The sequence below is a fragment of the Paenibacillus taichungensis genome (genome assembly GCF_003287275.1).
GTDB classification, from domain to species: domain Bacteria; phylum Bacillota; class Bacilli; order Paenibacillales; family Paenibacillaceae; genus Paenibacillus; species Paenibacillus taichungensis_A.
In genome coordinates this window covers 226968-241612 of record NZ_QEVW01000003.1, presented here as the reverse complement: position 1 = coordinate 241612, position 14645 = coordinate 226968, and the positions used below count along the sequence as shown (strand labels likewise).

General features: G+C 48.6%; 11 protein-coding genes. 2 read left to right on the top strand and 9 right to left on the bottom strand.

The window, feature by feature from the left end:
• Positions 1 to 8 precede the first annotated feature (8 nt).
• The 9 genes from mutL to DC345_RS04550 form a co-directional block, all read right to left on the bottom strand.
• On the bottom strand, positions 9 to 2231 hold the full coding sequence (gene mutL, locus DC345_RS04590) for a DNA mismatch repair endonuclease MutL (protein WP_113052094.1): 2223 nt from the start codon (positions 2229 to 2231) through the stop codon (positions 9 to 11).
• A gap of 21 nt (positions 2232 to 2252) precedes the next feature.
• Entirely contained in the window at positions 2253 to 5057 is a 2805-nt protein-coding gene (mutS, locus tag DC345_RS04585) for a DNA mismatch repair protein MutS (RefSeq protein WP_113052093.1), read from the bottom strand.
• Positions 5058 to 5255: 198 nt separating this feature from the next.
• A complete protein-coding gene (locus DC345_RS04580) occupies positions 5256 to 6506 on the bottom strand; it encodes a putative amidoligase domain-containing protein (RefSeq protein ID WP_258530554.1) in 1251 nt (416 codons plus the stop codon).
• 113 nt (positions 6507 to 6619) lie between these two features.
• Positions 6620 to 7180: an outer spore coat protein CotE gene (locus tag DC345_RS04575; protein ID WP_076289080.1), complete on the bottom strand. Its 561-nt coding sequence runs from the start codon at positions 7178 to 7180 to the stop codon at positions 6620 to 6622.
• A 75-nt stretch (positions 7181 to 7255) separates the two neighbouring features.
• On the bottom strand, positions 7256 to 8233 hold the full coding sequence (locus DC345_RS04570; protein ID WP_113052092.1) for an aromatic acid exporter family protein: 978 nt from the start codon (positions 8231 to 8233) through the stop codon (positions 7256 to 7258).
• A gap of 452 nt (positions 8234 to 8685) precedes the next feature.
• Positions 8686 to 9477 (bottom strand): ABC transporter permease, encoded by a 792-nt coding sequence (locus tag DC345_RS04565; protein WP_371121628.1) that lies wholly within the window; start codon positions 9475 to 9477, stop codon positions 8686 to 8688.
• Positions 9478 to 9515: 38 nt separating this feature from the next.
• Entirely contained in the window at positions 9516 to 10310 is a 795-nt protein-coding gene (locus DC345_RS04560) for an ABC transporter ATP-binding protein (RefSeq protein WP_113052091.1), read from the bottom strand.
• Positions 10311 to 10340: 30 nt separating this feature from the next.
• The gene (locus DC345_RS04555; protein ID WP_113052090.1) at positions 10341 to 11342 is read right to left on the bottom strand and encodes an ABC transporter substrate-binding protein; all 1002 of its coding nucleotides are present in this window, start codon (positions 11340 to 11342) and stop codon (positions 10341 to 10343) included.
• 147 nt (positions 11343 to 11489) lie between these two features.
• Positions 11490 to 13004 (bottom strand): carboxypeptidase M32, encoded by a 1515-nt coding sequence (locus tag DC345_RS04550; RefSeq protein ID WP_113052089.1) that lies wholly within the window; start codon positions 13002 to 13004, stop codon positions 11490 to 11492.
• 225 nt (positions 13005 to 13229) lie between these two features.
• Here DC345_RS04550 and DC345_RS04545 point away from each other — a divergent pair, with 225 nt between their 5' ends.
• Together DC345_RS04545 and DC345_RS04540 are read left to right on the top strand one after the other, a co-directional pair.
• Positions 13230 to 13793 carry a beta-class carbonic anhydrase gene (locus DC345_RS04545; protein ID WP_113052088.1) on the top strand — a complete coding sequence of 188 codons (564 nt, stop codon included), beginning with the start codon at positions 13230 to 13232 and terminating at the stop codon, positions 13791 to 13793.
• A gap of 187 nt (positions 13794 to 13980) precedes the next feature.
• The gene (locus DC345_RS04540; RefSeq protein WP_113052087.1) at positions 13981 to 14547 is read left to right on the top strand and encodes a PadR family transcriptional regulator; all 567 of its coding nucleotides are present in this window, start codon (positions 13981 to 13983) and stop codon (positions 14545 to 14547) included.
• Positions 14548 to 14645: the final 98 nt, after the last annotated feature.

Here is a 14645-nt window from a genome sequence, read left to right as displayed (position 1 = left end):
CTAAATAGCTACATGACCCGTTTGAACAATTTCTCCAGATCATAGGTTGAAAATGACACCACAATCGGTCTCCCGTGTGGACAAGTATATGGTTGACGGCAAGAACCTAGTCGCTGAATCAACACTTCCGCCTCCTGATCCGTCAATTTCTGATTGGCTTTGATGGAAGCCTTGCAGGAGCACATAATGGACGCCGCTTCTCGCATCTTGGCAACATCAATACTACGTTCACTCAGCACCCATTCTGACATCTCTTCAATAATGTCTTTCTCATCCCCCTTAGGGAACCAAAACGGATGGGATCTCACCCGGAAGGTCTGCCCACCGAAATGTTCCAAATAGACACCTGCCTGCTCGAACCAAGCCAGTCTTGTTTTGAGCTTTTCGGTCTCGGATGGTGTGAACTCCAGTGTAATGGGCAGCAGCAACTCCTGCGAAGCCTGAGCCGGATTGCCAAACTGCTCGTAGTAATATTCATAATTCACCCGTTCATGGGCTGCATGCTGATCAATCAGATATAGACCATCTTGATTTTGTGCAATCAAGTACGTCCCGTGGTGCTGCCCAATCAGACTTAGCTCGGGAAACGCAGGCATGGAAACATCCGACTTAATGGCGGATGCCAGCCTTGCCGGGTCCGGTAAACTTGGAGCCTTCCAGCTCCGCTCTCCTTTTGCAGCCACTACAGATGAATTATATGATGAACGCCCTTCTCTAACCGGAGAATTCACCGAATTAGAACGATACGCAGAAGCCTGAGCCTGTGAAGTAGATAACCCCTTATCTTCAGTTGGAGGTAATGCACTTTTCGCAGCACGATCTGCGTTAGCACCCGTACTTCCACTCACAGTAGAAGCAGCTGGATCGCTATGGGAGTTTTCGTCAGGACCATAATTTTGCTCCAGGACATTAGATCCTAGATCTCCGCTCAACATCCCGAACGGATCATAGGATGGTGGTATCTCGGGTGGGGCTTCAGGCAACGGCAGCGTCTGACCCTCACCGGCTCCATCAGGAACTGATTGCACATTAGACGGAGCCACATCAGCCGGAGCATCCAAATCATCGTCCTCTGAAGTCGTTTTATCGAGGCCAGCAGTTTTCCCTAATGGACCCTGTTGCCCATACCCTGCAGATTCCGATTCGTCCTTTAAAGGACCTCTTGGGAACAGAAACTGTTCCTGAATAAAGGAACTATTATCTCCACGTCTGATTTGCTGCTTGGTTACCTGGGGAATGAGCACTTCCTTACGTAAGATTCCACGCAGTGTCGTTTCCACAAACTCGTACAGCTCCGCTTCCTTGCTAAAACGAACCTCCAGCTTCGCCGGATGCACGTTCACATCGACCAGGGATGGATGCATTTCCAATTGCACCACGACAAGTGGGAAGCGATTAATGGGCAGCAGCGTATGATACGCTTTTAGAATAGCCTGGTTGAGTCCGTAATTCCGAATAAATCGTCCATTCACAATGGTTGACATGCCTCCACGATTGGCACGAGTCCATTCCGGCAAACTGATCAGCCCACTCACACGATAGTCTAGACTTTCCCCCTCAATGGGAAGCATCGCTTTGGCGGCACTGGTTCCATAGATCGCTGCAACCACTTGCAGTAAATCCCCATTGCCCAACGTTTGAAGTAGCGTGTTTTCATTATGTCGCAGCGTGAACGAGATATTAGGATGAGACATCGCCATGCGATAAAGAACATCCGAGATATGTCCCAGCTCAGTCTGGATCGTTTTCATATATTTAAGTCTAGCCGGCGTATTGAAAAATAGTTCTTTCACCTCAAAGTCAGTGCCTTGAGGTGATGCCTCATCCTCATGTGAAAGAAGTTTGCCACCCTCAATCACGATTCGGCGTCCTCGCCCGTCATTCCCACTGGCCGATAATACTTCCACTTTGGAGACAGCCGCAATACTCGCCAAGGCCTCCCCCCGGAATCCAAGACTTGTGATCTGGAACAGATCGCGGCCATGAGCTATTTTACTGGTTGCATGACGATAGAAGGCCTTCTCCATATCCTCCGGCTCGATACCGGAACCATTGTCTTTGACCCGAATGCGGAGCAGTCCGCCTTCTTCCACCGTAACATCAATTTTGGAGGCGCCTGCATCCACCGAGTTTTCGAGCAGCTCCTTAACGACTGAAGCAGGCCGTTCGACCACTTCACCTGCCGCAATCTGGTTGGCAATATGTTCATCAAGCACATGAATTTTCGCCACAGGTTTTCCCCTCCCCTATACTCAGGATAATTGCTGTGCCTTTAATTTGAGATCATTCAGTATTTGCATCGCCTGAAGCGGCGTCATGTTCATTACATCAATATCTTTCATATTACGAATAAACTCCCTAGCAGGCTTATCAAGAGCAACAACCTCCGTTTTCGGAGTTACACTTGGTTCTTCATCCCCAAAGATGGACAGTTGAACCACATCGGCATGTTTGGAGACTGACTGCTGCTTGCTGGTTGGTTTATTAGCGAGTTGTTTCCGTGCTGGATCTTCAGTCGCAACAGTGAGTTCGACAGATTCCGCAGATTCCCGCTCCCGAATCAATGACGAATGGTCAGTTGACTGAAACTCTTCTCCAGCTCGAGCATGATCACCCGTTTGCTGCTTGTCCTGCCCGGCAAATTCACTTCCAACCGCAACCTGAACCGCCGCATGTTCGAAACCGTGCAGCAAGCAATTCGCCCGCTCAATGATGCTGTCCGGCAGACCTGCAAGCCGCGCGCAATAGATTCCGTAGCTGCTGCTGGCAGCCCCGGCGATCAATTTACGCAGGAAATTAACCTTGTCCCCGCTCTCCTGAACGGCCATCGAGTAATTCGCCAACTTGTCCAAACTCTCTTCCAAATGAGCAAGCTCATGGAAATGAGTTGATACCAGCGCTTTGCACCCAATGATATCGTGCACATATTCAATGACAGACTGGGCAATCGCCATTCCCTCACTGGTAGACGTTCCCCGGCCCAATTCATCAATAATAATCAGGCTGCGTGGTGTTGCTTTATCCGTCATGACCTGAATGTCGGCCATCTCCACCATAAACGTACTTTGTCCGCCGATGAGATCGTCTGCCGCACCAATCCGTGTGAAAATACGATCCATTATCGGTACTTCAGCTTGCCCAGCTGGCACGAAACAGCCAATCTGCGCCAGAATCGAAATCAGTGCCACCTGCCGCATATACGTACTTTTCCCTGCCATATTTGGGCCGGTAATCAGCAGAATACGCGCCTCATCCTTCTGCATCGCAGTATTGTTGGCAATGAAAGCTCCATCTCGCATCACTGCTTCAACTACCGGATGGCGCCCTTGTTCTAGGACCAGATCGTAACCATCGGTCAATGTAGGTCGTACGAAATTGCGCTCTGCACTGATGACGGCAAAGGATTGATACACATCAATCTCCGCGACCAGCTCAGCCAGTTTTTGCAGTCTGGCGATCTCCTGATTAAGCCGTTCCCGCAATTCCGCGAACAGGCCGTACTCAATATCAACCATCTTGTCCTGTGCTTCCAGAATCAGCGTCTCTTTTTCTTTCAGCTCCGGTGTAATATAACGTTCAGCATTGGCAAGGGTTTGTTTCCGCTCGTAACGGCCTTCTGGCAGAGAAGCCAGATTCGACTTTGTAATTTCAATATAGTATCCAAACACCTTGTTGTAGCCAATTTTCAGCGAGCGAATGCCTGTAGCTTCACGCTCTCTGGCTTCCAGTTCAGCAATCCACTGCTTACCATTGACGGAGGCTTCCCGGAGCTCATCCAACCGCTCGTGGTACCCTTCACGAATTAAGCCGCCATCACGCACGGAAACCGGAGGCTCATCCACGATTGCCTGACCAATTGCATCTCGCAAATCACTGCAATCATCCATAATGCCAGCAATGTGCTGTAGCGTCGTGGAAGGCGAAGTTGCACAATACTGACGTAACCCCGGAATTTTGTCCAGTGACACCTTCAATGCATTCAGATCCCGGCCGTTGGCGTTACCGAAGGCAATCCGCCCCACCAGGCGTTCCAGATCGTAGATGTCTTTGAGTTCTGCACGCAGGTCTTCACGCAATATAAACTGGTTATACAGCGTATCTACCGCTTCCAGACGTTCATTGATTTTGCCTTTTTGCAGCAATGGTTTATCGACCCAACGACGCAGCATCCGGGCACCCATGGACGTCTCTGTGCGGTCCAGGAGCCAGAGCAGTGAACCTTTTTTCGAACGCTCACGTACCGTTTCCACCAGTTCCAGATTGCGCCGAGTAAAGGGGTCCAGAATCATAAAGTGATCGGGCTCATACGTTGAAACCTGTGTCAATTGGCCAAGTGAACGCTTCTGAGTCTCACTTAAATAGGAGAAAAGACGTGCTATACAGGCTTGACGTTCAGGCTCCAGACGTGCCCATACCGCTTCGCCGAATTGCTGACGCACCAAATCTTCTTTGCTCTTCGTCCATGGTGTATACACCACAGGTCGGCCAATTGGAGATGCCTGGGTAGCCACCGTATCCAGCAAGGCAGCATCCCCCACCAGTTCCGAAGGTTCATAGATCCCAATCTCATCCTTGAGCCACTCTTGCGAGTACGGAACTGACGTCACATAGAGCTCTCCTGTGGACAAGTCACAGGCAGCCAGTGCAAGTGTGTTCTGGTTCCCTGTCAGGCAAACCATATAGTTGTTGGACTTGTCCCCCAATGTCTTACCTTCCATTACCGTACCGGGTGTTATAACTCGTACAATTTCACGCCGTACCATGCCTTTGGTTACTGTTGGATCTTCCATCTGTTCGCAGATGGCTACTTTGTATCCTTTTTCAATCAAGCGCTGTATGTAATTGTCAGCCGAATGATAAGGCACACCGCACATCGGGATTTTATCTTCTCCCCCACCTGCGCGTGCTGTTAAAGTAATTTCTAGTTCACGGGAAGCATTAACTGCATCCTCAAAGAACATTTCATAAAAATCACCTAATCTAAAAAAAAGAAAAGCGTCCTGCGCTTCGGCCTTCACTTGCAAATATTGTTGAATCATTGGCGTATACTGAGCCATGAGTATCCTCCATCCGTTCCATTGTTGTCAGGAAGAGAAGCTTCCCGGAAGGAGCAATAAGGCGGTTAGGCACCTTAATCGTGCCACCGCCTCATGTTTCGGCATCTGCCGCTTCCCTCACAGGTTGCTGTTCCATTTCTTCCGTAACGATGATCAAAGTCGACTTTTTTCTCATTATAACAAAAAAGTGCCCACTCTTCATGAACCTGCTCGAATATTCCAGAGTTTACGTATATCCCGACTCTCGTCCCATGTCCTACCCAGTCTTAACTGGCTAATTAATGGAGCAGCGTAAGGTTCATAACGCTCATAACCATCCATTTGTGTCAGGTCATCCAGCAGTGCCGGAATATGCGCTTGCATCACATCACGGTTGCCTTCATAAAAAGCAGTATGAATAACAGCCTTCGCCAATGGACGTTGACGCAATTGATGGTACCCTCTCGCGATAAGACCAGCCAAAGCAACAACTCCTTTTGCAACGAGAGGAGATACCAGAAAACTGGGTAACGTACGGTATTCGAATCCACCGTAAGATTTCAGTCGAAAATCACCTAGTGCCCCATAACGTGGACGCCGGCCTGATCCTCGCGGATCCTGAAGAACGGCAAGCAGCAGCGCCAGATAATTGTCAAGTGCGCGCAGCAAGTCCCCGTTTAGTGTAACACCACTGAAATGAACATGTCCGCCCAGTGGCAAGCCACGCTGGGGCATTCCCCCTGCCTGCCAGATCAGCGAGTGATCACTAATGCTGCGGGATGCGGCCGCAAAGGCTCTCATCAGATGAGCCAATAACTCGCGCGGCTCAGAGCTGGGGGCAGGTCGCAGTTCGGCTACAGGATATATTCTTCGTCCATTAATCGTCACGGAATCACAGCCGGCTACACCTGTTCGTTCGAGAAATCTGGAGGCGGGCACGATTTTGGATTCCGGCATTTGCACAAGCAGGAATTCAGGGTCCATTCCAAGTATGGGGGGTGCATTACGATGCCGCTCTTCATTCAGTTCGGACTGAAGCTGTTTCCAGCCTGCACGGTACATGGCAGAGAGATCCGTCATGCCCTTCCATGGCCTTGGGTCAATCGAGATGACAGCACATCCACTCTTACCTGACGCTTCCAGTTTTACAGCGCCGTGATCCAATCCAACCGTATACAATGTTTTGGTGGCAAGCCGTTCAATGCGTTTGAATAACGATGATGCCGCTTCACGATCCAAAACACTTTCTTGTGCTCCACCCATGCCACTGGTGTCCCTACGTTTGATGCGAATCGCTTGCAGACAGCATATCTCTACTTCGTAACGTACACGCAGACCCAACTCCCGGTCACGCCTGCCCTGCGATGCCAGCACTTCAATCCCGGATCGTTTTAGGCGATCTGCCCGTTCACGAGGGAGCATGCGTTCATATCGGCGCACCGCCTCCTCGGCCTCATCGATCACATTCATCCTGTCACACCTCCCGATACTCGCCCAAAAATGAAAAAAGAGGGCTTACGCCCTCTTCACTGCCGCTTGCGGCGCATATGATACCTTAAGTTTATGAATCCGGATCGCTGAGCTTACAGCTCATCGTCAAGCAGGTCGGGATCGAGATCATCATAATCTCCATCGCCACTGCCGTAGTCATAATCCTTGTCTTCGTAATCCCCACAGCCATCCGTGCACACTTTCACACATACTTTGGTCTCGGCGACCAGTTCAACAGCGAATTCCCGTTCTACCCGGATAATTACGCTGCCTCCACCTGCCGACACCGTGGCTTCCACACAGCTAGGTTCCTGCGTTGCATCCGCAGATACCTCTACGGTGGCGGCCCGGTGTTTCGGGTCCAGATAGGACAAAGGCACATGTTCTACATACGACACCGTTTCTTTGGCTACATCCGTCTGTGAATTTTTGTCATAGGAATACCAAATGTTGATATCGTAAGTACCAATAACTTCAATTCCGTCCCCCGCTGATACGGCTTCATATTGGTGGTTGATAATCCAAGCCCCCAAAATACTGGTCGGACCATGTGGCGGAGTCACGGTATGTGTTACGGTAGAGAACTTACGACCTTTGCCGCAGATCGCCTTCGTGATGATCTCTCTACATTGATGTTTATGACTCAATGACATCTTTAAACCTCCTCCATACAATCATTCTTTACAAGTGTATGCAGGGCATCCGTCTAGGGTGACAACTATTTTCTATTATTCATTTGTAGATTGGGACCGGTCCGATACCGGAGATGGTGCTTTGTCCTTCTTGGCTATTTTCAGATACAGCGCGAGTTCCCGGCACAGCTGGAGAATCGCGGAACGAATCTCGAATTCTTCCCTTGTATCCGGCAACTCCATTCGCTTGAATTCTTCTTGCACATCTGCGAGAAGTTTTTCTGTACGTCCGGTGTAAGATTCAGTGAGAACATCCTGACTGAGCTGGTCGAACAGCTCCGATACCATTTCCGCATGCGGCATCTTCTGATAGATCTGGGATACCAGATGCATCATATGCTGGATGGAATCCAATTGCGTTTTGCGCATATAAAAGTAAACACTCCATCCCTCGTTCGGGTGGATGACCTGATTCTCCAATGAACGTTTGGCTGCTTCAATGCCGCCCAGCACAGCCTTGTCGGCTTCAATCAGTTCTTTCCCTGCCCATACTTCATTCGGATTGCGCAGCGTGGCTGCAAACTCCTGGAAGATAACCGAGAATAATTCATCAATTCTTTTGCGAATACGCAGCATCTGCGGGTCCGCTGCCGGCATATAGGCCAGATTGACAACCATCGCGGAACCGAGACCAATCAGCAACAGCCCAATTTGGATCAAAACCACATGTACGTCCATTTCGCCGCCGCCAAATACCCGGAAAACCACGACAGAACCCGTCACAATGCCTTCCTTGAATCCGGCCCGAACTATCACCGGAAATGCAATCAGTATGTAGACCGCCAGCACCCAATAATGGAAGCCAAGAAAGTGAAAAAGTACACTTGCAAATAAAAGCCCCACTACGGAAGCGAAAAATCTCGCAGATATGGTGCGAATACTTCTTTTTCGTGTCACATCAACGCCTAGTATGGCTAACAAGCCCGCCGATGTTGGTCCGGGCAAGCCGCACCAGTCTGCAATCAGCACGGCCATCAGCGCGGCTATTGCGGTTTTAATTACCCTAAAACCCATCTAACTTCCTCTCCCCTAAGCTGCAAAAATGTCAAAGCCAGCGAGCCATACCTATCCGGGTAAGCACTTGTCCAAGGCTTGATAGCGTGTTTTGCCATATGTCATATCCCTAGTATTACACATCCTGCCAAAAACCATTTCTTATATATTCAAAAGAATCATTCTGGAAGAACCATACATCAATTTCGCTGCTGCACTCATAAACGGCATCAACCGACATGCCTATGCATGTCGGTCACAATAACGCGCCCCGGATGAGGGACGCTGGCAATTTGATTGATGCGACGGAAGCCTCTAGGCCCTCTTCTCCAATCGTCGCATTCATTCCGGACTCGCGGAATATTCGTATTAGTATGGTACTTGATTTTACGGGTTCCGGCAACGTGACACCTCTTGTGAAATTGTATACATATCATGAAGCATTCTATTTTGCACAAGCATATTTTGCAGAATTACCTGCGTCCTGCCAGCAGCTTGCGTTCCACATATACAACGAGCTGGTACATCGCTGTAGCTACAGCCGCAATGATCAACAGGCTCGATAAAACAAGGGTAAAGTTGAATACTTGAAATCCATAGATGATCAGATAGCCCAATCCCTGCTTGGCGACCAGAAATTCACCCACAATCACACCGACCCAAGCCATGCCAACGTTTACTTTCAAGGTAGAGACAATGGCAGGAAAGGAAGCGGGTAATACCACTTTGCTGAAAATCTCGGAACGATCCCCACCAAACGTACGGATAACCTTAATGTAGTTCTGATCTACTTCATTAAAACTGTTATACACGACCAGTGTGGTAATAATGACTGTAATGGATAACGTCGTCATGACAATAGCCGTAAACCCTGCACCAAACATGACAATAAAGATTGGACCCAGCGCTACTTTGGGCATGCTGTTGAACACAACCATATAGGGATCAAGCACTTTGGACAAAAAAGGAGACCACCAGATCAGAACCGCAAGCAGTGTTCCGACGAGTGTCCCCAGCAAAAAGCCGACTGCCGTTTCCCCAACGGTTACCCCAACATGCGCCCATAGTTCTCCACTGACGATGTCCTTCCAGATCTGATTGAAAATTTTGCTGGGATAACTGAACAAAAGCACATCAATCCAGCGCAATCTTCCCGCCAGTTCCCACAGCAAAAACATAAACACCAGCATGGACAGCTGCACCGCCAGCACTTTATGTCGCCATCTGGCAACCTGCTGAATATGACTTTGGTGCAGCTGTCTCATCCAATCATCACGCATTTCCTGCTTCTGATTCGTCTGATTCACCCGTTCTTCTCACCTCCTCCGGACTGATCCAGTTCACTCCATAACGCCTGGAACAACTCATTGAACCCTGGCTGCTCCCTCGCGTGAAAAGGCTGTGCGTTTCGCAAATCTTCGGGAATGATAAACTCCTTTCGAATGCGGCCCGGATTACGATCAAGCACAATGACGCGGTCACTGACGGCGATGGCTTCGGACAGATCATGGGTGACAAGCACCGAGGTTTTGCCGGATTTCTTCAATGTGTCCGAGACCAGATCCTCCAGTTGCAGCTTGGTTTGATAATCGAGTGCGGAAAAGGGTTCATCCAGCAACAGTATCCCAGGGTCCGTAGCCAGTGTACGGACCAAAGCTACCCGTTGCCTCATTCCTCCGGACAACTCAGAAGGATACTGGGCTTCGGTTCCAGCTAGACCCATACCTGCCAGCAGCTCACGTGTGCGCTCGCGACTCTCTTCATTGAGCGCACCTGTCAGTTCAAGTCCGATCAGGACATTATCCAAAATGGTACGCCATGGAAACAGATAATCCTGTTGCAGCATATAGCCAATCTGGGCAGACGGACCTTCAATGCGTTTTCCTTTAACCTTGACCTCGCCTGCGGTCGGTGTGAGCAGCCCGGCGATGATCGACAGCAATGTCGTTTTACCACATCCGCTTGGGCCAACAAGACTAACGAACTCTCCTTGGTCGACCTGAAGATTCAAATTTTCGATAACCAGTGATGCTTCACGCTCGCTGACATAGACTTGCGAAATCCCTTCCAGTCTGATCACCGTTTCGGATTCAGGCATGCATGCTCACGTCCTTTCCCGAATACCTGGTTACTTCGTTGCTGCTTGTTCTGCATAGGAATTATCGACAATCGTATGAGAATCCACACGCTGTTTCAGTTCTCCCGCAGCACTCATGACGTCCAACAAGTTATTCCATTCGTCCTCATCAATAATTGGATCGGTTGCATATGTGCCCTGTTCCTTGTAACGGTTCACACTGCTTACCAGAATGGCCGGATCGATATCTTTAAAATAAGGTTTGATGACTTCAGCGATCTCTTCAGCGGTGTGGGAATCCACCCAAACTTGTGCTTTGTGCAAGCCGTCAGTGAACTTCTGAACGATGTCTTTGTTATCGTTGATATAGCTTTGTTTAGTCATGAAGACCGTATAAGGCAGATGACCACTTTCCGATCCAAACGAGGCTACCACCTTGCCGCGACCCTCTTTCTCAAAGATGGAGGCCTGAGGTTCAAATAGCTGCACATAATCCCCCGTACCTGAAGCAAATGCAGAGGCGATGTTGGCAAAATCCACATTTTGAATCAATTCCAGATCATTCTGCGGATCAATGCCATGCTTTTTCAGCGTGAATTCGCCTGCCATTTGAGGCATGCCGCCTTTTCTTTGTCCGAGGAATGTACTCTGTTTCAGTTGATCCCAATTGAATTCACCTTCGGGATTGCGGGCAAACAGAAACGTTCCGTCCGTCTGTGTAAGCTGGGCAAAGTTAATGACGGGATCTTCTGCGCCTTGTTGATAGACATAAATGGACGTCTCTGCTCCGACCAACGCGATGTCTACTGAACCTGCAAGCAATGCAGCCATCGTTTTGTCTCCGCCAGCCGTCGTCTGAATGTCCACTTCAAGCCCCTGTTCCTCAAAAAAACCTTGGGCCACGGCCACATACTCAGGTGCGTAAAACACTGAACGTGTGACCTCACCAATCGTAATTTTGGTCTCATCCTTATCTTTATTGCAGCTGGTGAGAGCCACGATGATAATGAGCAAAATGACGATGGCCCGGATGAACCAGGGCGTGTATTTCATGATATTTCCCTCCTTAACTGGTTTCAGCTGTTCTCTCTACTATGGATATGCTGATGCCCAGCAAAAGGTTAAGAACTTGCATGCAAAAGAAGAGCCAGGCAATGATGCCCCGCTCTTCAAGAGTTTGATGATGATGTTACAGCTGTTCTACAGCTTGTAAATCTCGGCATATTTCGCTTCCAGATAATCGGCCAAATAGTCCGGGTTCAACTCTTCACCCGTTACGGCCACAATCAGTTCGGAAGGTGTACGGCTTTTGCCATAACGATAAATTTTGTCAGTCAACCATTCCTTGATGGGAATCAGGTTACCTTCGGCGATATAGGCATCGAACTCCGGCATTTCTTTGCGCAGTGTATGTAGAATCTGTGCAGCATACATATTGCCGAGCGAGTATGATGCGAAGTAACCAAAGTCTCCACCCGACCAGTGAACATCCTGAAGCACACCCAGACCATCATTCGGCGGCACAACACCAAGATATTCCTTGTATTTAGCATTCCAGGTTTCCGGCAGTTCCTTAACTTCCAGACCTTCGTTAAAGAGCATTTTCTCAATTTCATAACGAATGATGATGTGCAGATTGTACGTCAGCTCATCGGCTTCAATCCGGATCAGAGAGCTTTCAACTCGGTTAATTGCCCGATAAAAATCTTCCAGCTCAACCTCGTTTAATTGTGGGAAGTGCTGCTGCAAATCTTTATAATATCGTGTCCAGAACGGAAGACTGCGGCCAATCATATTTTCCCAAAGACGCGACTGGGATTCGTGGATACCCATCGACGTTCCTTCGGCAAGAAGGGTACCAGCCAGGCTGTCGTCAATATTTTGCTCATACAGGGCGTGTCCGCCTTCGTGTAGAGAACTGAAGACCGCACTCGTCACATCATCCTGCAAATAATTTGTCGTGATCCGCACATCTCCTGGATTCAGGCCCGTTGCAAATGGGTGAACACTCTCATCGAGTCTGCCGGCTTCAAAGTCGTAACCCATCTGTCCCAGAATAAACAGACTGAATTTTTCCTGTTGATCCTTGTCAAACAACTGGTTCAGGAACTCTGTCTCTGGCTTGTTGGCCGACGCGTTGATCTTCTCTTGCAGGGGTACCAAACGGGCTTTGAGCCGGGCAAATACCGCATCCACCTTCTCTACCGTCAGTTCAGGCTCATACATGTCCAGAAGGGTATCATAACGCGTATCTTTCACACCCCAGTAGTCAATAAACTCTTGTTTTAGCTTTACAATATCGGTGAGGTAGGGCGAGAAACCTGCAAAATCGCTATTATGTTTGGCATCTTCCCAAGCCGTTTCCGATTTGGCGGTAAGTACAGTATAGGCTTGTACTTTTTCCGGTGGTACGGACTGACTGCGATTATATTCTTTCTGGCAATCTTCCACCTGACGACGATCGATATCTTCCAGCTGTTCCAGCACCGCTGGTGTTGTTAATGTATCCAGGTAGGATTTCATGTCAGCCGAGGTTTGCAGTTTGAATGCTTCGGTCGACAGCATGCCAAGTGTTTCCGAACGTGTCGGGACACCTTTTTTGGGCGCACCTGTGCGCAAATCCCAGTGAAGCAAACCAATGGCTTCATGATAACTCTTAATTTTGCGAGCCAGATTACGGAAGGATTCCAGCTGTTCCTGTGTTTGTTGTTCCATGGTTAATGTTCACCTCTTCAAAAAAAATATTGGACTCCCTATTGATGATACTTTTTGCAATGCGTATAATCAACTTTTAACAGATGCAAATTGCATTATTCCTCCAAACCGAGGAATAATGCAATTTGCTGACCGTGGTATAATAAAAAACCAAAGGGCGTAGGACAAGCTGCATTTGATGCAAGTGGCCGTGCTCATCGTATTGGATAACAGGAGGCAATAGACATGAACAACATTCAAGAGATTCTGGCTTACAACAAATCATTTGTCGAGACTAAAGAATACGAAAAGTATACGGCAGGCAAGTTTCCAACCAAAAAGATGGTCATCATCACTTGTATGGACACTCGTCTGGTGGAAATGCTGCCCAAGGCCATGAACCTGAAAAATGGCGATGTGAAAATCATCAAAAACGCTGGCGCAATCATTTCTCAACCTTTCGGGTCTGTTATGCGTAGTGTTCTCGTAGCCATCTATGAGCTTGGTGCCGATGAAGTACTGGTTGTTGGACATACGGAATGCGGTATGGCCTCCCTGCACGCGGAGACCATGATTGGACATATGGTTGAACGGGGTGTTTCCGAGGAAGTCATGAGCACATTGGAGAACTCGGGCATACGTTTACAAAAGTGGCTGCGTGGGTTTGACAGTGTTGAAGAAGGGGTAAAAGGTACTGTGGACGTAATCAAGAAACATCCATTGCTTCCACCCAATGTACCCGTTCACGGCATGGTCATCGACTCCTACACGGGCGAACTTGATCTTGTCGCAGATGGGTATGCGCAATAGACATCTCTCTAAATGGTTTTGGGTGCGGACCTCAGGGTCCGCACTCTTTTTTTTGTCTAAATTGAGGCAGTTGTTCTGTCAGGTTGTCAAACCATACAGTTTCAGTGTACACTTTTATGAAAGCGGTCAATGAGAACAATTTGCATTGTTTTCGCTGACCCAGCCCTAATATTAAGGAGACATGTGCATGAACATACTTTCCTACGGATTGCTCGGGCTTCTTACCCGCGAGGAGTCATCAGGTTATGATCTAATGCTGAGAATTCAGCCACATTGGCAGGCCAAACACAGTCAGATCTATCCCCTCCTCTCCAAAATGGAAAACGATGAGCTTTTAGCCTCCCGCTGGGTACAACAGTCTGACAAACCAGACAAGAAAATGTATGCAGTCACGGAGAAAGGTATTGAAAAACTGCTGGGATGGATGATCACTCCCGTTACCGCTCCGGTTACGCGCGACGAGTTCAATCTACGCATTTTATGTGTCGGCATTGCGGAAGACGGAAGCATGAGACGCATTCTGAATGAGCGCAAAAACTGGTTTATGGAACGCATCCGTTATTTCGAAGATTTGAAGTCCCGCATCCCTCAGGATAATTTGCGAGTAGGCAGCCGGGAATTCGGAAGTTACATTCTGGTACAAAAAGGGTTAATGAATGCACAAACAGGCATCGAATGGTGTAACTGGGTAACCCAACTACTCGATGGCCAAGCCGCAATTCAGGACCCTTGTCCAAGTATTTCAGAAAAATAAACAAAATTTGAAACGTTCCTTGCAAGTTGACCGTATTACTTGAGTAAGGCCCATTTTTGGGCGAATCAAACAAATTAATCGGGGGGTTACGATCTTTA